The sequence below is a fragment of the Marinobacter sp. LV10R510-11A genome (assembly GCF_900215155.1).
GTDB lineage: Bacteria > Pseudomonadota > Gammaproteobacteria > Pseudomonadales > Oleiphilaceae > Marinobacter.
Genome location: NZ_LT907980.1, coordinates 2,240,991 through 2,264,107, shown reverse-complemented (window position 1 = coordinate 2,264,107; position 23,117 = coordinate 2,240,991). Strand labels below are relative to the sequence as shown.

Genomic DNA, 23,117 nt, shown 5'->3' with positions numbered 1-23,117 from the left:
GGGTGTGCATGCCTCTGCTTTCAGGGATTAACGATCCCCTAGGTATCATCTGGTACTATGGTTGTCATTCAAAACGTCAATTTTTAGTTTCTCAGAATCATGTCATCATGAATTCATAATTTTTAACACTCCGGAAGGTTCCGGAGAACACTATCTTGGAGGTTTTATGGAGCAGGTCACTATTTATGGTCGCCCAAGCTGCGGGTTTTGCGCGCGTGCAATGAGCCTTTGTGAATCTCGCAATATGCCATATACCTGGGTTGATATGATCGAGCATGACATGACGAAGGCCGACATAGCAGACAAAATTGGGCGCCCTGTTCACACCGTGCCGCAGATTCTTGTGGGGGACACGTACATAGGTGGCTACGACGAGTTCTCTAGCTACGTGCAGCAGCTAGAGGTGGATCAGGCCCGCTAATCAGAGCTGAAAGTCGGCTCTCAGTTTTTTCTCGGTCAGCGTATTTTTGAGTTTCGCGACCCGAGGCAGCCCGTTGTCGAACGGAGGGAAGTTCTCGCCGGCAATTAGCGGCTCGAGGTATTCGCGGCATTCCTTGGTAATACCGAAACCATCATCAGTGATGTAGTGGATCGGCATTTTCTTTTCCTGGTTGGCCACTTCGCTGAGCTGAGCCTCGCCAATTTTCCAGACGTAGGGCTTCGTCTGTACCCGCACGATAATGGGCATAACGGCTTGTTTGCCGTCCAGTGCCATTTCCACGGCAGCTTTGCCAACCGCGTAAGCCTGCTCAACGTCGGTCGCAGAGGCGATGTGCCGTGCGCTGCGCTGCAGGTAATCTGCAACCGCCCAGTGATACTTGTATCCCAGTGCTTGTTTAACCATGTTAGCCAGCGCGGGCGCTACGCCACCGAGTTGGGTGTGACCGAAAGCGTCTTTGGCTCCGGCATCCGCCAGAAAGCGGCCGTCTTCATACTGAGCGCCTTCGGAAGCCACAATCACGCAGTAGCCGTATTCCTTCACGCAGAAATCAACCCGCTCCAGGAAGGCATCGCGGTTGAACGGAATTTCCGGGAATAGAATAATGTGGGGCGCCTCGTCTTCGCTCTGACCGGCGAGGCCTCCGGAAGCGGCAATCCAGCCCGCGTGGCGGCCCATGACCTCAAGAACAAACACCTTGGTGGACGTCTCGCACATGGATTTGATATCCAGGCTGGCCTCCAGAGTGGAGGTGGCAATGTACTTGGCAACCGAGCCAAAGCCCGGGCAACAATCGGTAAACGGCAGGTCGTTATCCACCGTTTTGGGTACACCGATACAGGTAATGGGGTAACCCATCTTCTCGCCCATTTGCGAAATCTTATAAGCGGTATCCTGGGAGTCGCCGCCACCGTTGTAGAAAAAGTAGCCAATGTCGTGGGCGCGGAACACCTCAATAAGGCGCTCGTATTCGCGGCGGTTTTCTGAGATGTTTTTCAGCTTATACCGGCAAGACCCAAAGGCGCCGCCAGGTGTGTGGATTAGCTCCCGAATGGACTCGTCACTTTCGAGGCTGGTATCAATCAACTCTTCGTTCAGCGCACCCAAGATGCCGTTGCGCCCGGCAAAGACTTTGCCGATTTTATCTGGGTGCTTGCGGGCGGTCTGAATCACCCCGCAGGCACTGGCATTAATGACGGCGGTAACACCGCCCGACTGAGCGTAGAATGCGTTCTTGATGGCCATCTCGGGATGGAGCCTCCTGCTGGTTCGACAATGGCGCAGATGATACGCCAAATGCTGATCATTTTCATGGCAAGAAGTATGGATAGCAGTGCTCTTGACGGAGTCGGGCGGATACGGGAGGCTTGTCGGGTTTCAACGGAGAGGGCAGTCGGCGAATGCATATTCATATTCTGGGAATTTGTGGCACATTTATGGGCAGCCTGGCTGTTCTGGCAAGGGAGCTTGGCCACACCGTTACCGGTTCTGATCAAGGCGTTTATCCGCCCATGAGCACGCAGTTAGAGGCGCAGGGCATCAGCCTGATGGACGGCTTCAGCGCGAAGCATCTGGAGCCAAAGCCCGATCTTGTGCTGATCGGCAATGCCATGTCCCGGGGTAACCTTGAGGTTGAGGCGGTACTTAACCGCAATATTGATTACATGTCGGGCCCAGAGTGGCTGGCCCGTGAGGTGCTCCGGCACCGCTGGGTGTTGGCCGTTGCGGGCACTCACGGCAAAACCACCACTACCGCCATGTTGCTTTGGATCCTTGAGCAGGCAGGGCTTGCGCCTGGTTATTTAGTGGGTGGCGTGCCTAAAGACTTCCCCGTATCGGCAAGGCTTGGAGACAGCGATTTCTTCGTTATTGAAGCAGATGAGTACGACAGCGCCTTCTTCGACAAGCGCTCCAAGTTCATTTATTACCGCCCCCATACGCTGATACTGAACAACCTTGAATTTGACCACGCGGATATCTTCGATAACGTTGAAGCCATTGAGCGCCAGTTTCATCACCTAGTTCGCACGGTTCCTTCTCAGGGGCTGATCATCCGCCCGAGCCTAGACACTCATTTGGATAAAGCGCTGGCCATGGGATGCTGGAGCCCGGTTCAAGACACAGCCATTGGTAGCGAGATAGCGGGTACCGTCGACTGGCGCGCAGAATTGCTTTCTGAAGACGGCAGCCGGTTTATGGTGATTCACCACGAGCAACCTGTCGCCGTGGTGAGATGGAGCCAGACAGGCCTGCATAACGTTCGCAACGCGCTGTCAGCCATATCAGCGGCAAAGCACGTGGGCGTAACGCCGGATCACGCGATAGCGGCTTTGTGTCGGTTTTCTGGCGTAAAGCGCCGTATGGAGTTGCTGGCGGATATTAACGGTGTAAAGATCTACGACGATTTCGCCCATCACCCGACAGCCATAGCGACCACCCTAGATGGCTTGCGCAATCAGGTGGGCGAAGAGCCAGTGATAGCGCTTATCGAGCCACGATCAAATACCATGAAGCAGGGCGTTCATCAGCATACGTTACTGCCGAGTGCCGCGTTGGCCGATAAGGTTTATTGGGCCAACCTCAACAACATGGACTGGTTGCCGGAGTTGGTGTCTGCGTGGCAAGCAAACTACCCGGAATCCCGGCAACACCTTGTGGAATCTACAGTAGAAGGGCTTGTCGAGCGTGTGCTGGCGGATCTTCCCAGCCCCTGCCATATCGTCATCATGAGTAATGGTGGCTTTGGCGGTGTGCACGGCAAACTCATTGCCGAGCTTGAGCGTATCCGTGGCTAATCTGGCCAATAGGAAATCATTACCATGACAAACACCACCCGTAATAATGTATCGCAAGCGCGAACGGTTAACTTAGCGTTCACCGGTGCGTCTGGCGCCCAGTATGGTCTGCGCCTTCTGCAATGCCTGGTGGCGGCTGGTTGCCGGGTTCATGTGATGATAAGCAAAGCGGCTCAGATCGTGATCGCAACGGAAACCGATCTGAAACTGCCGGGAACCCCGCCGGCCATGCAGAAAACCCTTTCTGAATACGCCTCTGCAGAGCCGGGCCAAGTTCTGGTGTTTGGTCGGGAAGACTGGTTTTCTCCGCCGGCTTCGGGATCTGGTGAGAAAGCACCTTTGGTGGTTTGCCCCTGCAGCACCGGCACTCTTTCTGCGCTGGCCACCGGCGCCAGCAACAATCTGATTGAACGTGCCGGCGATGTGGCACTTAAAGAACGGCGCCAACTGATACTGGTGCCCCGGGAAGCGCCGTATTCCGAGGTGCACCTAGAGAACATGCTAAAGCTAACCCGTATGGGCGCTGTGATCATGCCGGCCAGCCCCGGGTTCTATCACCGGCCAGATTCGGTGCAGGATCTTGTGGACTTTATTGTGGCGCGGATTCTCGACCATCTGGGCGTGCCTCAAGACTTGATGCCTCGCTGGGGAGAGGCGCGAGTTAACGCAAAAGTGGATCGTGACGATGGTTTTGGCCAGCATGATTGATGGTTTTCATCATTGAGCAAACCCGCCTGCCACTAGAGACTTGGTGAACGTTAATCACAACACTGTTCACAAACTGAGGTTCACCATGATTCCACGTAAGCTATTCGACGCTGATCTTGATGGCTTTCGGGATTCCGTTCGGAAATTCCTGGAGCAAGAAGCTGCGCCCTACCACGCGCAGTGGGAAAAAGATGGACAGGTTAGTCGCGAGCTATGGGAAAAAGCCGGCGCGTTGGGCTTCCTGTGCCCAGGCGTACCCGAAGAGTACGGTGGCGTTGGCGCCGACTTCCGCTACAGCGCGGTGGTGATGGAAGAGATCTCCAGTGCCGGGCTTTCTGGCATCGGCTGGACTCTGCACTCTGATATCGTTGCACCCTACATTCTGAACTACGGTTCGGAAGAGCAGAAGAAACACTACCTGCCGAAAATGGTCTCCGGTGAGATGATTACGGCTATCGCCATGAGCGAGCCGGGTGCTGGTTCTGACCTGCAGGGCGTGAAGTCCACAGCGCTGAAAGATGGCGACAACTACATTCTGAATGGTTCCAAAACCTTTATTACCAACGGCCAGATGGCAGATTTGGTGATTGTGGTGGTTAAAACCGATCCGAAGGAAGGCGCAAAGGGCATCAGCTTGCTGCTGGTTGAAACCGCATCAGAAGGTTTCCAGAAAGGCCAGAATCTGAACAAGGTGGGTATGAAAGCCCAGGATACGTCTGAGTTGTTTTTCCAGGATGTAAAAGTGCCGGTAGCTAACCTGATCGGTCCTATGGAAGGGCAGGGCTTCTTCCAGCTGATGCAGGAGCTTCCAGCTGAGCGCCTGCAGATTGGCTTAACCGCGATTGCCTCCGCTGAAGCGGCATGGCAGTGGACGCTGGACTACGTTAAAGAGCGTAAGGCGTTCGGCAAGCCGGTTATCAAGTTCCAGAATACCCGTTTCAAGCTGGCTGAGCTGAAATCTGAACTCACCGCAGCTCGGGTGTTTACCGACCGCTGTCTGGAACTGCACCTCGACAAAAAGCTGGATATCCCCACAGCCGCTATGTTGAAGCAGTACACCACGGACCTGCAATGCAAAGTAATGGATGAGTGCGTTCAGTTGCACGGTGGCTACGGCTACATGTGGGAATACCCGATTGCCCGCGCCTGGGCAGATTCGCGGGTTCAGCGCATTTATGGCGGAACCAACGAAATCATGAAAGAGATTGTTTCGCGCGCATTCTAAGCCGCGTTAAACAAAAACCCCGGGGCCAGTTGAACTGACCCCGGGGTTTTCTTGTTACTAAACTTTACAGATTGCCAAACCTATCAAGGTCTCTGACAGCCACATCCCCTAAAGTAACGGCACAACCTCTAACAAGGATAAATGGTTGCCGTGATGAAATCTCTGATTTTCCTGCCTGTTTCCGTACTTTTTCTCGCCATTGCCGGCTGCGGCAAGGAATCCGATGAGCTGCCTGTGGATGGGCGCGACTTTGATGGTGTGCAATACAGCGTACCAGCCCCTTATACAGGCAAGGTAATAGACGGCTACCTGAAAAATGCCCGGGTGTGGCTGGATATGGACGGCGATAGCCAATACACACGCGGGCCTATGGAGTTTGAGCTGGCCTCTGGCCGAAAGATTACCTTGCCGTCCGGGGAGCCGACAGCCATGAGCGGCGAAGGTGGCCAGTTCTCATTGGATACCTTGGAGCTTGTGGTAGGTCCGACAGTGGGCCCCAATATTGATCCGCGCAAATTTCCTTTATATGCTTTGGCCATTCCCGGGAAAACCCTAGAGCAAACATTTAGGGGCGATGTGCAGGTTCCTCGTGCGTTTTTGCTCTCTGCAGCGCCGGGCGTGCGCAACATTACCCCGCTTACCACCCTAGCTCGCTATCGCCGCCTTGCGGCGCTCGGCCCCTTGCTGAACTCCACAGATACCTCTCTTTCTAGCCTGGCCGGTATCAATCTGCTGAAGGATTATGTGCTCGCCGAAGATGATCGCGCCCATGCTTATGCGCGAGCTATGGCGCGCTTTATGGCCAGCCAGTTTCCCGACGCTTACAACAATGCGCTGGCCGAGCCTGGGAGTGATGGCACAGAGCGTTTTCTAAGCCGCCCAGGCGCGTTCCTTCTTGGTATCTCTCTGGTGCAGAACGCCGGTGATGTGATTGCGGCCGTTGATTCAGAGGCTCAAGGCAACTACGCAAACATTGGTGTAGACCTGATCGATTTGCCTGAGGTACCTGTGGAGTTGAGTGACCCGGTACTGCTAACCAGTCAACGTGTTTACGCTCAGCCAAAACAGTCGGGTGAGCTTCCGGCCAACCGGTCGAGTTTGCTGATTTCGGCAGAACTGAAGTTTGACTACAGCGAAGACGGGCGGCTGCAATCTATCAGCGTCGATGGCTGCCTTGCGCCTTCTATGCAAGAAATTGCGAGGTTGTTGAGCGTTAAAGGCTATATGGCAAAGCTTAGTACCCAGTGGTTGCCGTCAGCGTCCTTATCGCCCCAGAGCAGTATTGCTTATTCCAATCCGGGTATTGATGAGCGCTTGGTGTTTGACTGGGCTGCAGGCACGGCTACCTTCGAAACCGGCACCACCTGCCACCTACTTGAAAGCATTCAGCCGGGTTCGACTGAGCTGGGAGGAAATCCGGAGGTAACTTACAGTTGGAGCTATAGCGATGGAGAGCTAGCAGAACTGGTCGCCCAAATTCCCCAGCAAAACAGCACGCTTACCCGAACACTGATTCCAAAGTTATCTAGCGCCCCCGACGGTTTCCCCGGGTATCAGCTCAAAGAAGACGGTGTTGAGCAGGAATCCCTGATCTACAGCGGAGGGCTCCAGAGCTGCACAATTGAAGAAGATGCCGAGAACGCAGCTCAAGTAGTGACCGGGTTTCATGGCTATGCATTCTGGGGCTATGAGCCCCAACCAACTGGGTTTACCGGGCTTTCTCTGGAATTTGATACCCGAGGCGAACTTATTAACCGGCCCCTAAGGTACGGGTTCCTCGCCCCAGAGATGGCAGGCCTCGATAACGTCGATGCCGAGGAAGGTTTTGAGTGGGCTTTGTATTATCCAGACAGAAATGCTGAGACCCCTCTTGGTGGAACACCCAACCTTATCCGCGAGGCATATCTCAAAAGCTACGGCAGCAACCGCTCCTGTGGTCGCAAGTTTGAGGATGTGCCCTCTGGTGTGTACGCGCGGGTAGACTACACCTACAAAAACTTGTCTGAATACCTTGTGGAACGGCTAAGGTAGCCGCGTAGTGTCTTGTCGGGTCTGAAAAGCATCGCTGAAGGCAGCTGCAAGTATTCCAGTGGGCATAGCAACAATGCCGATGCCAGAAATGGCCGTGAGACTCGCGAAGAATTTGCCGGCAGCGGTGATAGGCGTGACGTCCCCGTATCCAACTGTTGTCAGCGTAGCTACGCTCCACCAGAAGGCCCTGGGGATGCTTTCAAAAGCCTCCGGCTGCGATTCCGCCTCGAACAAGTAAAGAAATGCGCTTGATACGAGAAGTAAAATAAAGGCGATGGCTGCACTCATGAGCAGTTCAAATTTGCGTTTGGCGGTGGCCTCCCAAAGCAGATCCCAGGCTGTAGTGTCTACATATCTGTAGAGAAGCCTACGCATTAGGTCTTCCGGATAGGCTGGTTTTTGTTATTGCTGCCGATGACGACTCAAAAATAAAGGTACTTTACAAGACGAAGATTACCCGAGCCGCCGGCGCTAATTTTTTGACGGGGAGGTATGGTGGGCGCATTTTCAATGCCCACAACAAGACATCTGTGGGCAAGCTTTGTGTGCCAGAGAGAGAATTAAGCCATTGGCTAGGGTGTAATTCGTTGATCTGGGAGGCCATTCAATTAGAATGGTGCCGAGGAGAGGACTTGAACCTCCACGCCCTTGCGAGCACTAGCACCTGAAGCTAGCGTGTCTACCAATTTCACCACCTCGGCAGGTGATTTGCAGATTTACCGTTAGTTTGTTGAAAACTGGGGGTTTCTGCCAAAGATGATATGATGACTCACCTGATGGCGCGTACTTTAATAATTCCCGCTGAAGCTGTCAAACAATTTCTTGGTAAATGAATGTCACGTATTTATGCGTATAAAAGGTGGGTTGTTAGTCAGCCGACCTGTACCAACGTATACTATATTGTAAATAAATATGAACAGCGCCGCTGTGGCGCCGTATTGAACAAGGATCCGAATGGTTTCCAAGAATAAAGAGCACAAAGACCTCCACGCTGACCGAGAGGCTCAGAATTATGAAAACCCAATTCAGAGTCGGGAGTTCATTCTTGCGCACCTGAAAGAGCGGGGGGCGCCGGCAACACACGAGACGCTGTGTGCCGAACTTAGCCAAACAAGCCCGGAAGGCATCGAAGCGCTCAGGCGTCGCCTGATTGCCATGTGCCGCGACGGCCAGCTTATCTGTAATCGCCGCGATGCGTTTTTGCCCATCGAAGAGGCCGATCTGGTTAGTGGTCGGGTTATCGGTCATAAAGATGGCTTTGGCTTTTTGGTGCCAGACGATGGCGGGTCGGACTTGTTTCTTACCGCCCGCCAGATGCGCCAAGTCTTTCATGGTGACCGGGTGGTTGCGCGTGTAGACAAGGTAGATGATCGTGGCCGTCGCGAAGGCGTTATTGTTGAGGTGATTGAGCATCGTACGCACCAGACAGTCGGGCGTTTCTTTAAAGAAAGTGGTATCGCTTATGTGATGCCAGAGAACGCGCGCATCAACCACGAAGTGCTGGTAGCGGAAGAGCATGTGGGTGAGGCGTATCATGGCCAGTATGTAGTTGTAGATATTTTGCGCCAGCCTACGGTTCGTACTCAGCCCACCGGCAAGATCGTCGAGATTTTGGGTGAGCACTTGGCCCCGGGGATGGAGATCGATGTGGCTATTCGCTCATACGACATCCCTCACAGCTGGCCCACAGAGGTGGGTGAGCAGGCAGCGGCTATTCTGGGTGAAGTGTCGGAGAAGGATAAGAAGCACCGAGTGGACATCCGCAATATGCGGTTAGTAACCATTGATGACGAAACCGCTCGGGATTTTGACGATGCGATTTACTGCGAGCCGCGAGGCCGAGGCGCGTATCGCCTGGTAGTGGCTATAGCCGACGTATCTCACTACGTGCGCACCGGTTCACCTCTTGATGAGGAGGCGTTGCGCCGAGGTAACTCCGTTTACTTCCCGGATCACGTAGTGCCTATGCTTCCGGAGAAGCTGTCCAACGGCCTGTGCTCTGTGAACCCAGATGTAGACCGCCTGTGCATGGTGGCCGACATGACCATCAGCGCTGCCGGTAATATCAGTGGTTACACTTTTTACCAGGCAGTTATCCGCAGCCACGCACGGCTAACCTATAACAAGGTTAGTGACATGCTGGAGCGGCCAGATTCAGAGTCTGGTTCGCGGTTGTCTGCCCAGTACGCCGATGTGCTTCCGCATTTGCATAACTTGTACGATCTTTACAAGTTGCTGCGCAAAGCGCGAACAGAGCGTGGTGCTATTGATTTTGAAACCACCGACACCCGGATTGTTTTCGATGCGGAGCGCAAAATAGAAGAGATTGTGCCGGTGCATCGCAACGATGCTCACAAAATTGTGGAAGAGAGCATGCTGTGCGCCAACGTAGCGGCGGCGCGTTTCCTTAAGAAGCACAAGATGCCCGCGCTTTACCGAGTGCACGATGGCCCCGCGGAAGAGCGGCTCAATTCCGTGCGCCTGTTTCTCGGGGAGCTTGGCCTGCAGCTGGGTGGGGGAGATAAACCGGTCTCAGGCGATTATCAGGAGTTGTTGTCCCAGATAGCGGACAGGGCAGATGCCAATGTCATCCAAACGGTTATGTTGCGCTCGCTTAGTCAGGCGGTATACAGCCCAGAGGAGCGTGGTCACTTTGGCCTTGGGTTTCCAAGCTACGCTCACTTTACGTCACCGATTCGACGCTACCCCGACCTTATTGTGCACAGGGCTATCAAATCCCGGATTCACAATCCTGAGGTAACGAAGGATGTGGTGTCGCCGGCTGTGTTTGATCCGGAACTGATTGAGTACCCATACGATTATGCCCGTATGGTGCAGTTGGGCGAGCATGTATCTATGACTGAGCGGCGCGCTGATAACGCCACCCGCGATGTTATGGCTTGGTTGAAATGCGAGTTCCTCAGTGACCATGTGGGCGAAGAATTTGACGGGGTGATTGCTGCTGTTGTGCCCTTCGGGTTCTTTGTTGAGCTGTCGGGTGTTTACATCGAAGGCCTGGTGCACGTTTCTACTCTTAATGGTGATTATTTCCATCACGATTCGGCTAAGCATCGCCTGATTGGCGAGCGCACGGCTATTAGTTTCCGCTTGGGTGACGAGCTGCGCGTTCGTGTGATGCGGGTTGGCATGGAGGATCGCAAGATCGATCTCGAGCTGGTCAGCGAACCAAAACGTCGCCAGGCAGATCGTGACGCTCTGGATGTTGCGAAGCGAGATACCCGAGGCAAGGACGGCAAGCGGGCCGATAAAGGCCGTAGCCGACGCGGTGCGCCAGCGGGTGCGGCTGCTAAATCAGGGAAAGGCGGAAAAGGCGGCAAAGACGCGAAGCCTGGAAAAGCGAGCAAGCCCGCCGGTGCCAGCAAGCCGCGGAAACCACGCAAGACAGACAAGTAATAGGAAGCTGAATCAGTGTCCGACGAATATGTATTTGGCTGGCACGCAGTTGAGGCTGTCCTCAAACGCGAGTCGGGAAGGTTGCAGCAGGTTTGGATTCAGACCGGCCGGCAGGATAGGCGGGTAAAAACCATCACAGATACCCTGGACGAGCTCGGGGTTAAGTGGGGAGTTGTCCATCGCCGAGAGCTAGATGAGCGGGTCGGTGGAGTTCACCAGGGCGTTGTTGCGGCGGTTAGTGAGAGCCGCGAGTGGACAGAAGACGATCTTCTGGCCCAGCTCGCAGCAAGTGATAAGCCGCCGTTTTTGCTGGTGCTGGACGGCGTAACCGATCCTCATAATCTGGGCGCGTGTATGCGTACCTGCGACGCAGCTGGCGTGCAAGCCGTTATTGTGCCCAAAGATAAGTCCGCTTCGCTAACGCCGGTGGCCCGTAAAGTTGCCTGTGGTGCTGCGGAAACCGTGCCGTTTGTGCGTGTAACCAACCTGGCCCGTTTTCTTCGCACTCTGCAGGATCAAGGGGTTTGGCTGATTGGTACCGCGGGCGAAGCCAAAGCAACACTGTACCAGGCCGATTTCAAAGGCCCAGTTGCGCTGGTTATGGGCGCGGAAGGAAAGGGCATGCGCAGGCTCACCCGCGAGCACTGCGATCAGCTGATCAATATACCCATGCTTGGCCATGTAGATAGTCTCAACGTTTCTGTTGCGACGGGTGTCTGTCTGTACGAAGCTTTACGCCAGCGTCTGGGTTAGCTCTTGCACAGAAGGCTGTGTCCGCCTAGAATGCGTCACCCCTTTTCTTAGGGGGAGGTTTAGTATTGCCTTTTGTCAGGTGTGCAACGCCTCGCTTTTGATCAAGCCTTTCTTGTAAAGCTTCATTGATAAAGCAAAAAAACCGGCGGCTCAGGCTGCCACCTCCTTGCTTTCATAGTTCCCGGCGAGTCCGCGAATATGGAAAGCTGCCCAAACCGTAGGGAGAACTCATGCGTCACTACGAAATCGTGTTTATGGTACACCCGGATCAGAGCGAGCAAGTGCCCGCGATGATCGAGCGTTATACCGCCCTCATCACTGAAGATGGCGGCAAGGTAAATCGCTTGGAAGATTGGGGTCGTCGTCACATGGCATACCCGATCAACAAGATTCATAAAGCTCACTATGTGCTGATGAACGTAGAATGTTCACAGACAGCAATGGACGAGTTGACTCACAACTTCCGGTTCAACGATGCCATTATCCGTGACCTGATTCTGCGTCGCGATGAAGCCGTTGTTGATATCTCTCCGATGAAAGCCGCTGAGTCCCGTGAGGACCGTCGTCCGAGCGGAGATGATCGTCCACGTCGTTCAGCTGAACCTTCTGAAAAGCGCCAAGCTGAACCTTCTGAGGAGCGTCAAGAAGAGCCCAAAGAAGACAGCCAGAAAGCTGAAACCCAGGACGAAGAAGAGTAATTAACCGGAGTTGAGGAGTTACGTTATGGCTCGTTTTTTCAGACGTCGAAAGTTCTGCCGGTTCACGGCAGAAGGTGTTAAAGAGATCGATTATAAGGATCTGGACACCCTGAAAGGGTATGTCACTGAAACCGGCAAAATCGTGCCCAGCCGTATTACCGGCACAAAAGCACGTTATCAGCGCCAGCTGGCTACCGCTATCAAGCGCGCCCGCTTCCTGGCACTGCTGCCGTACTCGGACAGCCACGATAACTAAGTAACAGATAAACAGGACTTGGGACCATGCGTGCTCTAGCACAATTTGTAATGCGCGGTCCCCTGCAGGCCAGCGGGGTAGCCGCAGTCACAACTGCGATACCTTTGCTGTTCTGGATTGGCGCGGCGGTTGTCGGCTTGGTTATTCTCAGGCTTGGCATCAGCCAAGGGCTTACCATTGGTCTCTGGGCATTACTTCCGGCTCTTGGCTGGGGTGTGTTTGGAGGCGATCCAACGGCCTTGGCGGTGTTGCTGCAAGTGATGCTGATGGCGTCATTGATCAGAGCAACGCTGTCTTGGGAAAGAGCCCTTTTAGGAGGGAGCTTTCTGGCGATCGTTATGGGGCTTACGTTGCCCATGATGTATCCTGGCTTGATGGACGAGCTCGTGCGCGCCGGGATCAGTTTTTACGAACAATACAATGCTGAAGTGGCCCGCGCGCTTGGGAGTGATCTCGAGACGGTTATACGGGACACGATGAACGCCAGTATGGCCGGTAGTTATCTGGCAGTGGGCGTGGGCATGACAATGCTTGCAAGGTCGTGGCAATCGGGGTTGTATAATCCCGGAGGTTTCCGAAAGGAATTTCATGGCCTTAGGTTGTCACCCCCCGTTGCTGTGGTTTTTACCGTCACCATGGTTGTAGGCCCGTTTATTGGGCTGAATGCCATGCTACTGGTCTGGGTAGCCGGAACGCCGATGTTTTTGGCAGGACTGGCACTCATTCATGGCATTGTTGGGCGTAAAAAACTGAGCTCCCAGTGGCTTGCAATGTTTTACGTTGCGCTGGTGCTTCTGGGCCCAAGCCTGATGATTCTGTTAGTGGTTCTGGCTTTTGTGGATAGCTGGCTAGATATCCGGGGGCGAATAAAGCCTGCCGGGCCGGCTGAATAAAGCACGAAGAGGTTAACGAGATGGAAGTTATTCTGCTCGAGAAAGTTGCAAACCTTGGCTCCATGGGCGACAAGGTAAAAGTTAAGTCTGGTTACGGCCGTAATTTTTTGCTTCCGTATGGTAAAGCTGCGCCCGCCACTAAAGCAAACCTGAAGGCGTTCGAAGAGCGTCGTGCCGATCTTGAGAAGGCTGCGGCCGACAAGCTGGCAACAGCTCAGTCCCGCGCTGAGGCTCTGGAAGGTGCATCCTTCACTGTAAGCTCCAAAGCCGGTGACGAAGGTAAGCTGTTCGGCTCTATCGGTGTGCGTGATATTGCAGACGTAATCACCGCTGCAGGTACCGACGTTGAGAAGAGTGAAGTTCGTCTGCCGGAAGGCCCGCTACGGGCGACCGGTGAGTACGAAATTGAGCTTCACCTGCACTCAGACGTTGAAGTGACTGTTACGCTGGCGGTAGTTGCCGCGTAATCTGCTTTCTTTGAAAGCCGTGCTGGGTTTACCCCGGCACACCCAACAGGCCCGAACCGTGTAATACGGCTTTCGGGCCTGTTGCTTTCTGGTATGCTGTTAGCATCCAGTAACCCCCTCCCATTGCTGCGACATTCCTCATGCACTGTCGTGGTTGTGACGTTCAACTGAAGATGTGTTCATGGCTAAGCCTACTCTGAAATCCGCAAATACCGACTTGGAAACCAGCCGCATCAAGGTGCCCCCGCATTCAGCAGAAGCGGAGCAGGCAGTGCTTGGTGGTCTTATGCTGGATAACCGTCGATTTGACGAGATCACCGAGATAATCTCTACGGCCGATTTTTATCGCCAGGACCACCGGCTGATTTTTGGTGCGGTTGAGCGCCTTGCCAACGAAAACGAACCCCTGGACGTTGTTACCCTTGCGGAGTTTTTGGAGCGAGCGGGAGATATTGAAGACGCTGGCGGGTTGTCTTATTTGGCCGAGTTGGCCGAAAAAACACCGGGCGCTGCCAATATCCGCGCCTACGCTGAGATTGTTCGTGAGCGCTCCATCCTGAGGCAGCTTGTGGAGGTTTCAGGCAAGATTGCAGACTCTGCGTTCAATCCCGAGGGGCGCAACAGTAACGAGATTTTGGATGAAGCTGAGCGCAACGTCTTTAAGATTGCAGAGTCTAGGGTTAAGGAAGGTTCGGGGCCCCAGTCTATTAACCCGATTCTGACCAAAACCCTTAGCCGTATAGAAGAACTGTTTGAATCTGGCGAACAAACAACGGGTTTGACCACCGGCTTTAAAGATCTTGATGAGCAGACGTCTGGTATGCAGCCTGCAGACCTCATCATCGTGGCAGGTCGCCCCTCTATGGGTAAGACCACGTTTGCCATGAACATTGTCGAGAATGCACTGATAAGCACGGGCACTCCGGTTCTGGTGTTCAGTATGGAGATGCCTGCAGATGCGCTGGCTATGCGTATGCTTTCGTCGTTGGGGCGAATTGATCAAACCAAAATCCGCGGCGGTAAGCTTGAAGAAGACGACTGGCCCCGGTTGACTTCCGCCGTTAGCCTGCTCAAAGACAAGCCTTTGTATATTGATGACACGCCCGGCCTCAGCCCTACTGAGCTGCGCTCCCGCGCGCGCCGGATTGCCCGGGAGAACGGGGGCAAGATCGGCCTGATTATGGTCGATTACCTACAGCTGATGCGAGTGCCAGGCAACACCGAAGGCCGGACGGCAGAGATCTCTGAAATCTCCCGATCGTTGAAGGGCATTGCCAAAGAACTCAGCTGCCCTGTGGTCGCACTTTCTCAGCTTAACCGAAGCCTTGAGCAGCGCCCCAACAAACGCCCCATTAACTCGGACTTGCGGGAATCTGGCGCGATTGAGCAGGATGCGGACGTTATCATGTTTGTTTACCGTGATGAGGTGTACAACGAGGACACGCCGGATAAGGGCATTGCCGAAATCATTATCGGTAAGCAGCGTAATGGGCCTATCGGCACTCTTCGCCTGGCGTTTATCGGTAAATACACAAAGTTTGAAGACTTGGCCCATGGTGACTACGGCGATTATGGTGGTGAGTACTGATGCCGCGTAGCACAACCGCTCGCATTGATCTGGATGCGCTTCGCAACAACTATCGCGCAGCGTGCGAGCGTGCGGGCAGCGCTAAAACAATGGCTGTTGTAAAAGCGGATGGTTATGGCCACGGTATTGCCCGGATCGCCTCTGCCCTGTCGGATGTTGCACCTAAGTACGCCGTTGCCTGCATTGAAGAAGCGGTGGCTATTCGAGCTGCCGGCCTTTTTCAGCCAGTGGTGCTGCTCCAAGGTGTGCATGCCGCTGATGATTTTGCGGATTGCGTGCATCGTAATTTTGAGCCGGTGCTACATGTAGAACATCAGCTGGACTGGTTGGAGCAGGGGGGCTACGCACCCGATGTTTGGTTGAAGGTTAATACCGGCATGAACCGCTTGGGCTTTCGGCCGGATGACCTGCCTGCGGTGATGGCCCGGCTGGAGAAAATGAGCGCTGGCGCCAAGCTGCAGGGTTTTGTAGGCCACTTTGCTTGCGCCGACGATGCCAGCAGTCCAATGACCGCTGCACAGACGGCCACCTTTGAAACGGCAACCTCTCCCTGGCCCTTGCTGATGAAAAGCGTGGGTAATTCTGCAGCCCATTTCATTCCCGGCCAACCACTGTTTGACTGGAGCCGCCCGGGTATCATGCTCTATGGCGGATCACCCATAGTCGGCAAGACGGGGCCCGATTTGGGTCTTGAGCCCGTAATGACCTTAGAAGCGCCGCTTATTACGACGCGGGTGGTTAAAGCCGGTGAAAGCGTGGGTTATGGGGGTGCCTGGGTTGCAGAGCGCGATACTCGAATGGGTATGGTGGCCATTGGGTATGGCGACGGCTACCCCCGCCATGCTGGCACCGACACACCAGCCGCGATTGGTGGTCGCCGGATTCGGCTGATCGGCCGGGTGTCTATGGATATGCTGGCGGTGGATTTGAGCAATGCGCCGGAGGCCGGCGAAGGCGATCTCGTTGAGCTTTGGGGGCGCACGGTAGGGGTAGATGAGGTTGCCAGCTGTGCCGGTACCATCTCTTATGAGTTGTTAACGGGTATTACCAGTCGGGTTCCCCGTACTTCTTATTAGTATTTTTTTGCATTCGAGCTTTAGCTTTCGGGCTCGTGAATGATTTCCTCGATGAAATCGAGAATGGAAGCTAGGCTGCGATCATCCAGTTTTTTGAGAACTTTATGGATGATCATTTTACTGCCTTTTAGCATGCTACTGATGCCTACTCTGGCCATGCCCAGCATCATGGTGCTATGGCTGTATCGCGTTGTTTGAAGCATTGTATAAACTGGTGATGGGAAACCATTGGCCTGATCGAATTCTGAATCCGTCAACTAAGTTATATCCGGAGGCATTGAGCTCTAGTGCATGTACTTGTTGTTCACGATTACGGCCCGTTGGGGAAAGTTCTGCTCGAGCGACTTCGGGAGACATCTCTGCATGTTAGCCCCTTGCTGGTCAGCAACCCTGTTACTGCCGATTTCAGTGCTTTGGAAAACTGGATCCCGGAAGACACGGATCTCATTGTTAATGCGCTGTGGCTGACCGATCCAGAGGCCGCAGAACGGGACCCCGAAGGCACTCATAAAGCGGCATTTTCACTACCTGTAGCCATGGCGGAATATGCCCGTGACCGAGGCATCGCACTGTTTCAATTATCATCGTGTTATGTCTTTGATGGCCGTAAACAAAGTGGCTACCTGGCTTCTAATCCTGGCCAGCCGGTTAATGAGCTGGGTAACTGGCAGTGGGAGTGTGAGCAGGCGCTGCGCACGCTCTTACCCAGACATATCATTTTACGTACTGGCTGGAGCCTAAGCCGCTTTATACGCAAGATTCAGTCGAGCACCGCCACTACCGAACCCCTACTATTGCCGGGGCGGTGTGTGGGTCAGCCTGTATCAGTGAGAGATCTCGCTAGGGTTATGACCGCTGTTATACGGCAGTTAGATTGTGGTGCAGAGGTGTGGGGAACATTCCAGTATGCCGGTGCTGAGGCCATTAGCCTGTACGAGCTGGGCCTAGCAATTGTAGGCCTGCCGGAGATTTCGGAAGATTTTCACGTAGTGGACGGCATGCCGTCATGGGGCCATCTGGAGCCACCAAACACCAAACTGATCTGTACAAAAATCCGCAATACATTTGGCATCAAACAGTTCCCTTGGCGCTCAGGGCTGCTTGGTGAGCTGGAAATTTTGAAGGATGAGGCGATGCGTGCGGAGGTCGGAATATCGACCAATTAGTACCGACCACTTAGTATAGGCCGGTTCCGGAAAAGGCCGTTTACTGCTGGCAAACCTGGCGGGAAAACTCCCGGGTTACCAGTTGCAGTGCTTCAACATCCAGCAGTTCCACTTCGCGGCCCCTTGCCCGTATGATGCCCTGGTTCTGAAAGCGGGTAAAAACCCGGCTGACCGTTTCTACAGCAAGCCCCAGAAAGTTGGCGATGTCGTTTCTGGCCATTGGCAGGCTAAAGTTAGTGGGGGACATGCGCCGACGCTCGAAGCGGCTAGACAGCGACAAAAGTAGGGATGCAATGCGCTCTTCGGCCGTGTTCTTGCTCAGCAGCATAGCAAGCTGATGGCTTTTCTGGATTTCCTGGCTCATCAGACGGTACATATGGTGCTGCAAATCTGGCAGCTTGCCGGTGAGTTCCTCCAGCTTGTCTATCGGGAACTCGCACACGCTGGTGCGTTCTAGAGCCTTGGCTGTGCAGACGTAAGATTCATCGCTCATGCTGTCCAAGCCCACAAGCTCACCGGGCATAAAGAAACCTGTGACCTGCTCTTCACCACTTTCGGTAATAATCGATGTTTTGATTGATCCGCTCTTTACGGCAAAACACGAACGAAACGGCGAGTTCTGCTCAAAAATATGTTCGCCGCGATTGTAAATGCGGCCCTGTTGAACGATGTCTTCCAAGCTGTCTAGGTCGTTATCCTGAACGGCGAGAGGCAGGCACAAGTTGCTTAGGCTGCACTGGTGACAGGAAGCTTTGAGAGGAGAGGTAGCTTGGCGGAATTTTAGTGCTTGGGCCATTACTTATAAACCGTCCAATTTGATGCAAATCAAGTTACCACTTTAATACGCGGGGGTCGAAGAGTCGACCCCCGCGTATTCATCAGACTGGTAGTCGTTCAAACACCAAAGATGCGTTTGTTCCACCAAAGCCGAAGCTGTTGGACATAACGGCATTGAGCGTTGCGCTCTGGCCTCCAGGGCCTACCAACGGCATATCACCAATGGCCTCATCTACCGACACGAGATTGGCGGTGCCTGCAATAAAGCCGTGCTGCAGCATCAACAGGGAATAGATGACTTCATGAACCCCTGCAGCACCAAGGGAGTGCCCGGAGAGGGACTTTGTGGATGAAATGGCAGGGATGTCTGCCCCAAAGGTTTTCTGCACCGCGCCTATCTCGGCTGCATCGCCGACAGGTGTGCTGGTGCCGTGGGCATTGATGTAGTCAATCTTGCCGCGAACGGTTGCCATGGCCTGTTTCATACAGCGCTGGGCGCCTTCACCCGAAGGTGCCACCATGTCGTAGCCATCGGAAGTGGCACCGTAGCCGGTGAGCTCCGCAATAATGTTGGCGCCGCGCTTCTTTGCATGCTCAAGCTCTTCCAGCACCACCATGCCGCCGCCACCGGCGATCACAAAGCCATCTCGCCCTGAATCGAATGGGCGGGACGCGGTTTCGGGTGCGTCGTTGTACTTGGTGGAAAGTGCGCCCATGGCATCGAACATCATGGTGAGGCTCCAGTCCTCTTCCTCGCCACCACCGGCGAATACAATATCCTGCTTGCCGTATTGGATCTGCTCCATGGCGTGGCCGATGCAGTGCGCGCTGGTGGCGCAAGCGGAGGACATGGAGTAATTCACGCCGCGAATTTTGTAAGCGGTGGCTAGGCAGGCAGAAACCGTACTGGTCATGATGCGCGGTACCATATAGGGCCCAATGCGCTTTACGCCTTTTGCGCGCATGATATCGGTTGCTTCTACCTGGCTTGAGCAGGATGAGCCGCCGGAACCGGCAATCAGGCCCGTGCGGTCGTTGGAAATCTGCTCTTCACTAAGACCCGCTTGGGCAATTGCCTGCTCCATAGCGAGGTAGCTGTACATGGCAGAGGGGCCCATGAAACGGCGCATTTTACGGTCGATAACCGTGGTATCTATTACCGGGGAGCCAGAAACTAGGCTGCGAAAGCCCATTTCTTTGTAGGCTTCATTAAAGCGGATGCCAGATGTTCCATTTTTAAGGCTTGTATGAACCTCATTAAGGGAGTTACCTAGGCAGGAAACAATGCCCATGCCGGTGACGACGACTCGTCTCATACAGTTCTCCTCTAGTGGCGGCGGCCAGAACGGGATGCTTTGGAAGCGGCCTTCTTTTCTGCCAATTTAGACTCTTTTTCTGCCTCAGCGACGGCGGCTTCCTGGATTTCGCGCTCAACCATCTCTGGCGTTTCCAGAGTAATCCTCCCAAGAGTGCCTGCGCGGAATTCATTGAGCAATACTTCTGCGACCTTATTGAAGTTGGGCACGCCACCGCGCCCCAGGAACCGGCGCTTCGCAGCAATGCCGTCCATCACGGCCAAGCCATCTACGGGCAGTTCATCAAAGCCGTAACGGGCCATCAGCAGCTCTGGGTAGGCCTCTCGCAGGTAGTCGGCCTCAAACAGGGCGATATCATCGAAATCCAGCACAGAACTGCGTATGGCGCCGGTAATCGCCAGCCGGTAGCCGCATTCTTCTGGCGAGAGCTTTGGCCACAGAAACCCTGGGGTGTCATAAAGAAGGATGTTGTCTGGCAATTTGATGGTTTGCTGTGCCCTGGTCACTGCCGGTTCGTTGCCGGTTTTTGTAGCCGGGCGCCCGGCCAACGTATTGATCAGAGTGGATTTCCCTACGTTGGGTATGCCTAGAATCATTACCCGCAGAGCGCTTTTCTGGCGATCGTGGTTCGGTGTCATTTCACCGGCTAACCGAAGGATATCCAGTGCCTCACCCCGTTGGTTTTGTGTGAGGGTAATGGTGCGCACGCCGCGCTCCTTCTCCAGCCAGGTCTGCCATTGTGCGGTGATATCCGGATCGGCCAGGTCGCGCTTGTTCAGCACTCTGATCAGTGGCGTTTCTCCACGCAGGGCTGGCACCAGCGGATTCTCGCTGCTGAAGGGAATGCGTGCGTCTAGGACCTCAATGATGAGGTCCATCTGAGGCATGATCTGTTTGATCTCCTTACGGGCCTTGTGCATGTGCCCTGGAAACCAGTTAATAGCCATCTTGATACTCTCTTGGTATTCAGCGTGATATTCAGGCGCCGGTAGAACCGCGCCATTATGAAGGGGAATGACTAAACTTTCACATTTGTTTCAATGCGCTTATGGGGCGGGATGCTTTAGGGTGTTAATCCAGTTGATCACCTTTAAACTAAATCGTTAACGGAGATTTCTATGACGCTCGCAAAACTGTTCGGTACCGCTCTTGTAGCATTGAGCCTGTCAGCACCGGCATTGGCCCAGCAAGCCGCTGGTGGCCAGCCTGATCAAGTCGCTCAGTTAGCACAGATGGTAGGGCTTTCAAAGGATCAGCAGAAAGAAGTCCGTGGCATTCTTGATGAAATGCAGGGCGAGATCGAACCCCTTCGTGAAGAAGCCAAAACACTGCAGCAAAAGATGCAGGGTGAAATCAAAGCGGATTACGATGAAGACGCTATCCGCGACCACGCTGAAGATCTTGGTGAGGTGACCGGTGAAATCGCAGCACTTTCAACCCTGATGCAGGCCAAAGTAGACAGCGTGTTTACTCAGGAGCAGCGCGACGAACTGGATAAGAAAATGCAGCAGATGCGTCAGCAAATGCAGCAGCGCCAGATGATGCAGCAGCAAGGCCAGTAAGCTTTGGCCTGTCGTCTCATCTACCCTGCAGTGGTGGGTGAGGTTTAAGATAGGAAAGGGGCAGTGCGCAGCCAATGTGCGCACCGCCCCAACTCAACTGACTGATTAGAAGTACAGGTTGAACATTACGTTGGCGGTGCCCAGTTCGATAGTGGTGTCGCTATACTCACCACCGTCATCACCGATCTCCGCGCCAACTTGGCCACTGATGGATATGCCGTCAGTGATCATGGCTTCTGCACCAAAGAAAGCACCAATACCGAAGCCGGTATCTTCGGCGCTAGTGATGCCAAGGGCACCACCCGCGAAGGGGCGGATGCGGGTCGACATGTCGCCCAAATACAAACGCGCACCGCCGCCCAAGCCAATCCGGGTGTCGCTATCGCCGCCACGGTCTGTCAAAGATGCATAAGCGAACGGCATTAGTTGCTCGCTGGCCTTGAAGCCAATCATGTAGGAGGGTGCTGAAACGCTGGTGCTGTTAGAAAACGGGTTGAAACCCATCATGATATCGTTCGACTCAGATTCCTGTGCGGAAGCCATGCCAGCGGCCAGCACAGCCGTGGTATCGGTTGCGGCAACTAGGAGAGATTTAAGTGGGAAGTTTTCATCGTCAGAATTCCATTCTTTGCTATTAATTTAACAACCGGAGCAGCCCCAATCTCGCAACCAAAGATGCATCCGAATGGTGGGTCACGCACGGCGTGCGAACCCGGAGGTTTTCGGTGCTTTGGCAGTGAAACGCAAGCTGGAGGGATAGGGCAGCCCTAAACGAAATTCTCGAGTTGTGCGCTATTCAACGTGTTTGATTGGAATCTGCATGGCATTGCTGGCACAGGGTACTTCCGGTACCGCCAGCCCCAGATTGTTTCTGTCGAATACCCTGTCTGCCCGGTAACTGGAGCGCACCATAGGCCCGGAGGGCACTTCCATAAAGCCTTTTTCTAGACCAACCTCGCGATATCTGTTGAACGCTTCTGGTGTCACGTACTGCTCTACAGGCAGGTGATTCGGCGTAGGGCGTAGATACTGGCCCAGAGTTAAGATGTCCACGCCAATGGCGCGCAGGTCGTCCATCGTGGCATGGATCTCTTCCTCGGTTTCGCCCAAGCCTAGCATCAGGCTGGTTTTGGTAAGCACATCGGGGCGGTATTGTTTGGCATGCGCTAACACGCTGAGGGTTTTCTGGTACCCGGCGCGAGGGTCACGTACCCGGCGCGTCAGCCGTTCCACGGTTTCCACATTCTGTGCAAACACTTCAAGGCCGGAATCGAGCACCTTCTCCACATCGGACATCACTGCGTCAAAGTCTGGCGTCAGCGCTTCCACAGCAACTTCGGGCGTACGTTTTTTGATGGCTGATACGCAGGCTGCGTAATGGGCTGCGCCGCCATCATCCAGGTCGTCGCGGTCTACCGAGGTTAGCACAATGTAGCGCAGCCCCATGAGCTCGACGGACTTGGCTGTGTTTTCGGGCTCGTCTTTGTCCAGCCAACCATTGGGATTGCCGGTATCCACCGCACAGAAGCGACAGGCGCGAGTGCACACCGAGCCCATCACCATGATAGTGGCGGTGCCGGCTGTCCAGCACTCACCTATATTGGGGCAGTGAGATTCTTGGCATACGGTGCTCACCCGGTTGTCGCTGACATTTTTGCGCACGGCTTCGTAGCGCTCACCGCCGGGCATTCGCGCCCTTAGCCACTTGGGCTTGCGCTCAATTGGTGCAGATTCCTGGTTTGCCGAGCGCTTTACGCCATCTTTGATGGCCGAAAAGCCATGCTCGTTGCGGAATTTGGAACCACTGGTGACGCGGGGCTTTGCGCTTTCGCTCATTGCAACCGGACTCTCATTAAGGCTTTGGGAGACTAAGAGAATAATCCGCTGGCGGGGCAGTTACAAGGTGGGTAAGGGCAATCACGGGGTGTTGGAAGAGCGTTAGAAGGGTGCAAG

23 protein-coding genes and 1 tRNA gene are annotated in these 23,117 nt (G+C 54.3%); 15 read left to right on the top strand and 9 right to left on the bottom strand.

The window, feature by feature from the left end:
• Positions 1–166: 166 nt before the first annotated feature.
• Positions 167–421, top strand: a complete 255-nt coding sequence (locus tag CPH80_RS10845) for a GrxA family glutaredoxin (protein ID WP_096277704.1) — start codon at positions 167–169, stop codon at positions 419–421.
• On the opposite strand, the gene CPH80_RS10840 is transcribed toward CPH80_RS10845, so the two are convergent.
• On the bottom strand, positions 422–1,684 hold the full coding sequence (locus CPH80_RS10840; RefSeq protein WP_096277703.1) for a 6-phosphofructokinase: 1,263 nt from the start codon (positions 1,682–1,684) through the stop codon (positions 422–424).
• Between the two features lie 155 nt (positions 1,685–1,839).
• Between CPH80_RS10840 and mpl the strand changes: the two genes are divergently transcribed.
• The 4 genes from mpl (at position 1,840) to CPH80_RS10820 (ending at position 7,198) form a co-directional block, all read left to right on the top strand.
• Complete coding sequence (gene mpl, locus CPH80_RS10835) at positions 1,840–3,234, top strand: UDP-N-acetylmuramate:L-alanyl-gamma-D-glutamyl-meso-diaminopimelate ligase (RefSeq protein ID WP_096277701.1); 1,395 nt, start codon at positions 1,840–1,842, stop codon at positions 3,232–3,234.
• A 24-nt stretch (positions 3,235–3,258) separates the two neighbouring features.
• Positions 3,259–3,942: a flavin prenyltransferase UbiX gene (locus CPH80_RS10830; protein WP_096277699.1), complete on the top strand. Its 684-nt coding sequence runs from the start codon at positions 3,259–3,261 to the stop codon at positions 3,940–3,942.
• An 85-nt stretch (positions 3,943–4,027) separates the two neighbouring features.
• Positions 4,028–5,167 (top strand): acyl-CoA dehydrogenase family protein, encoded by a 1,140-nt coding sequence (locus tag CPH80_RS10825; protein WP_096277697.1) that lies wholly within the window; start codon positions 4,028–4,030, stop codon positions 5,165–5,167.
• 153 nt (positions 5,168–5,320) lie between these two features.
• The gene (locus tag CPH80_RS10820) at positions 5,321–7,198 is read left to right on the top strand and encodes a hypothetical protein (RefSeq protein ID WP_096281553.1); all 1,878 of its coding nucleotides are present in this window, start codon (positions 5,321–5,323) and stop codon (positions 7,196–7,198) included.
• On the opposite strand, the gene CPH80_RS10815 is transcribed toward CPH80_RS10820, so the two are convergent.
• Entirely contained in the window at positions 7,190–7,573 is a 384-nt protein-coding gene (locus tag CPH80_RS10815; RefSeq protein WP_227520122.1) for a potassium channel family protein, read from the bottom strand. The two genes, CPH80_RS10820 and CPH80_RS10815, sit on opposite strands and share 9 nt — an antisense overlap.
• A gap of 239 nt (positions 7,574–7,812) precedes the next feature.
• Positions 7,813–7,899: transfer RNA gene (locus CPH80_RS10810), tRNA-Leu, on the bottom strand.
• A gap of 253 nt (positions 7,900–8,152) precedes the next feature.
• On the opposite strand from CPH80_RS10810, the gene rnr reads away from it, so the two are divergent.
• From rnr to alr, 8 genes are all read left to right on the top strand, one after another.
• Positions 8,153–10,612, top strand: a complete 2,460-nt coding sequence (gene rnr, locus CPH80_RS10805) for a ribonuclease R (RefSeq protein WP_096277695.1) — start codon at positions 8,153–8,155, stop codon at positions 10,610–10,612.
• Between the two features lie 15 nt (positions 10,613–10,627).
• Complete coding sequence (gene rlmB, locus CPH80_RS10800; protein ID WP_096277693.1) at positions 10,628–11,365, top strand: 23S rRNA (guanosine(2251)-2'-O)-methyltransferase RlmB; 738 nt, start codon at positions 10,628–10,630, stop codon at positions 11,363–11,365.
• A gap of 230 nt (positions 11,366–11,595) precedes the next feature.
• Positions 11,596–12,063: a 30S ribosomal protein S6 gene (rpsF, locus tag CPH80_RS10795; RefSeq protein ID WP_096277691.1), complete on the top strand. Its 468-nt coding sequence runs from the start codon at positions 11,596–11,598 to the stop codon at positions 12,061–12,063.
• A gap of 25 nt (positions 12,064–12,088) precedes the next feature.
• Complete coding sequence (gene rpsR / locus CPH80_RS10790) at positions 12,089–12,319, top strand: 30S ribosomal protein S18 (protein ID WP_007348899.1); 231 nt, start codon at positions 12,089–12,091, stop codon at positions 12,317–12,319.
• 26 nt (positions 12,320–12,345) lie between these two features.
• Positions 12,346–13,212 (top strand): hypothetical protein, encoded by an 867-nt coding sequence (locus tag CPH80_RS10785; protein WP_096277689.1) that lies wholly within the window; start codon positions 12,346–12,348, stop codon positions 13,210–13,212.
• A 20-nt stretch (positions 13,213–13,232) separates the two neighbouring features.
• Positions 13,233–13,679, top strand: a complete 447-nt coding sequence (gene rplI, locus CPH80_RS10780) for a 50S ribosomal protein L9 (RefSeq protein ID WP_096277687.1) — start codon at positions 13,233–13,235, stop codon at positions 13,677–13,679.
• Positions 13,680–13,860: 181 nt separating this feature from the next.
• Complete coding sequence (gene dnaB, locus CPH80_RS10775; RefSeq protein ID WP_096277685.1) at positions 13,861–15,267, top strand: replicative DNA helicase; 1,407 nt, start codon at positions 13,861–13,863, stop codon at positions 15,265–15,267.
• Positions 15,267–16,343, top strand: coding sequence for an alanine racemase (gene alr / locus CPH80_RS10770; protein ID WP_096277683.1), 1,077 nt, complete (start codon positions 15,267–15,269; stop codon positions 16,341–16,343). Before dnaB ends, alr begins: the two co-directional genes overlap by 1 nt.
• Positions 16,344–16,363: 20 nt before the next feature.
• Here alr and CPH80_RS10765 read toward each other — a convergent pair whose 3' ends face one another.
• Positions 16,364–16,546, bottom strand: coding sequence for a hypothetical protein (locus CPH80_RS10765; protein ID WP_143752922.1), 183 nt, complete (start codon positions 16,544–16,546; stop codon positions 16,364–16,366).
• An 84-nt stretch (positions 16,547–16,630) separates the two neighbouring features.
• Here CPH80_RS10765 and CPH80_RS10760 point away from each other — a divergent pair, with 84 nt between their 5' ends.
• A complete protein-coding gene (locus CPH80_RS10760; protein ID WP_096277679.1) occupies positions 16,631–17,509 on the top strand; it encodes a sugar nucleotide-binding protein in 879 nt (292 codons plus the stop codon).
• A gap of 40 nt (positions 17,510–17,549) precedes the next feature.
• Here CPH80_RS10760 and fnr read toward each other — a convergent pair whose 3' ends face one another.
• The 3 genes from fnr to ylqF form a co-directional block, all read right to left on the bottom strand.
• Positions 17,550–18,305, bottom strand: coding sequence for a fumarate/nitrate reduction transcriptional regulator Fnr (gene fnr, locus CPH80_RS10755; RefSeq protein ID WP_096277678.1), 756 nt, complete (start codon positions 18,303–18,305; stop codon positions 17,550–17,552).
• 82 nt (positions 18,306–18,387) lie between these two features.
• Positions 18,388–19,602 (bottom strand): beta-ketoacyl-ACP synthase I, encoded by a 1,215-nt coding sequence (fabB, locus tag CPH80_RS10750; protein ID WP_096277676.1) that lies wholly within the window; start codon positions 19,600–19,602, stop codon positions 18,388–18,390.
• Between the two features lie 11 nt (positions 19,603–19,613).
• Positions 19,614–20,549, bottom strand: coding sequence for a ribosome biogenesis GTPase YlqF (gene ylqF, locus CPH80_RS10745; protein ID WP_096277674.1), 936 nt, complete (start codon positions 20,547–20,549; stop codon positions 19,614–19,616).
• Between the two features lie 171 nt (positions 20,550–20,720).
• On the opposite strand from ylqF, the gene CPH80_RS10740 reads away from it, so the two are divergent.
• Positions 20,721–21,164, top strand: a complete 444-nt coding sequence (locus CPH80_RS10740) for a Spy/CpxP family protein refolding chaperone (protein ID WP_096277672.1) — start codon at positions 20,721–20,723, stop codon at positions 21,162–21,164.
• 105 nt (positions 21,165–21,269) lie between these two features.
• Here CPH80_RS10740 and CPH80_RS10735 read toward each other — a convergent pair whose 3' ends face one another.
• Positions 21,270–21,707, bottom strand: a complete 438-nt coding sequence (locus CPH80_RS10735; RefSeq protein ID WP_134032809.1) for a hypothetical protein — start codon at positions 21,705–21,707, stop codon at positions 21,270–21,272.
• A gap of 249 nt (positions 21,708–21,956) precedes the next feature.
• Positions 21,957–23,000 carry a lipoyl synthase gene (gene lipA, locus CPH80_RS10730; RefSeq protein WP_096277668.1) on the bottom strand — a complete coding sequence of 348 codons (1,044 nt, stop codon included), beginning with the start codon at positions 22,998–23,000 and terminating at the stop codon, positions 21,957–21,959.
• Between the last annotated feature and the right edge of the window lie 117 nt (positions 23,001–23,117).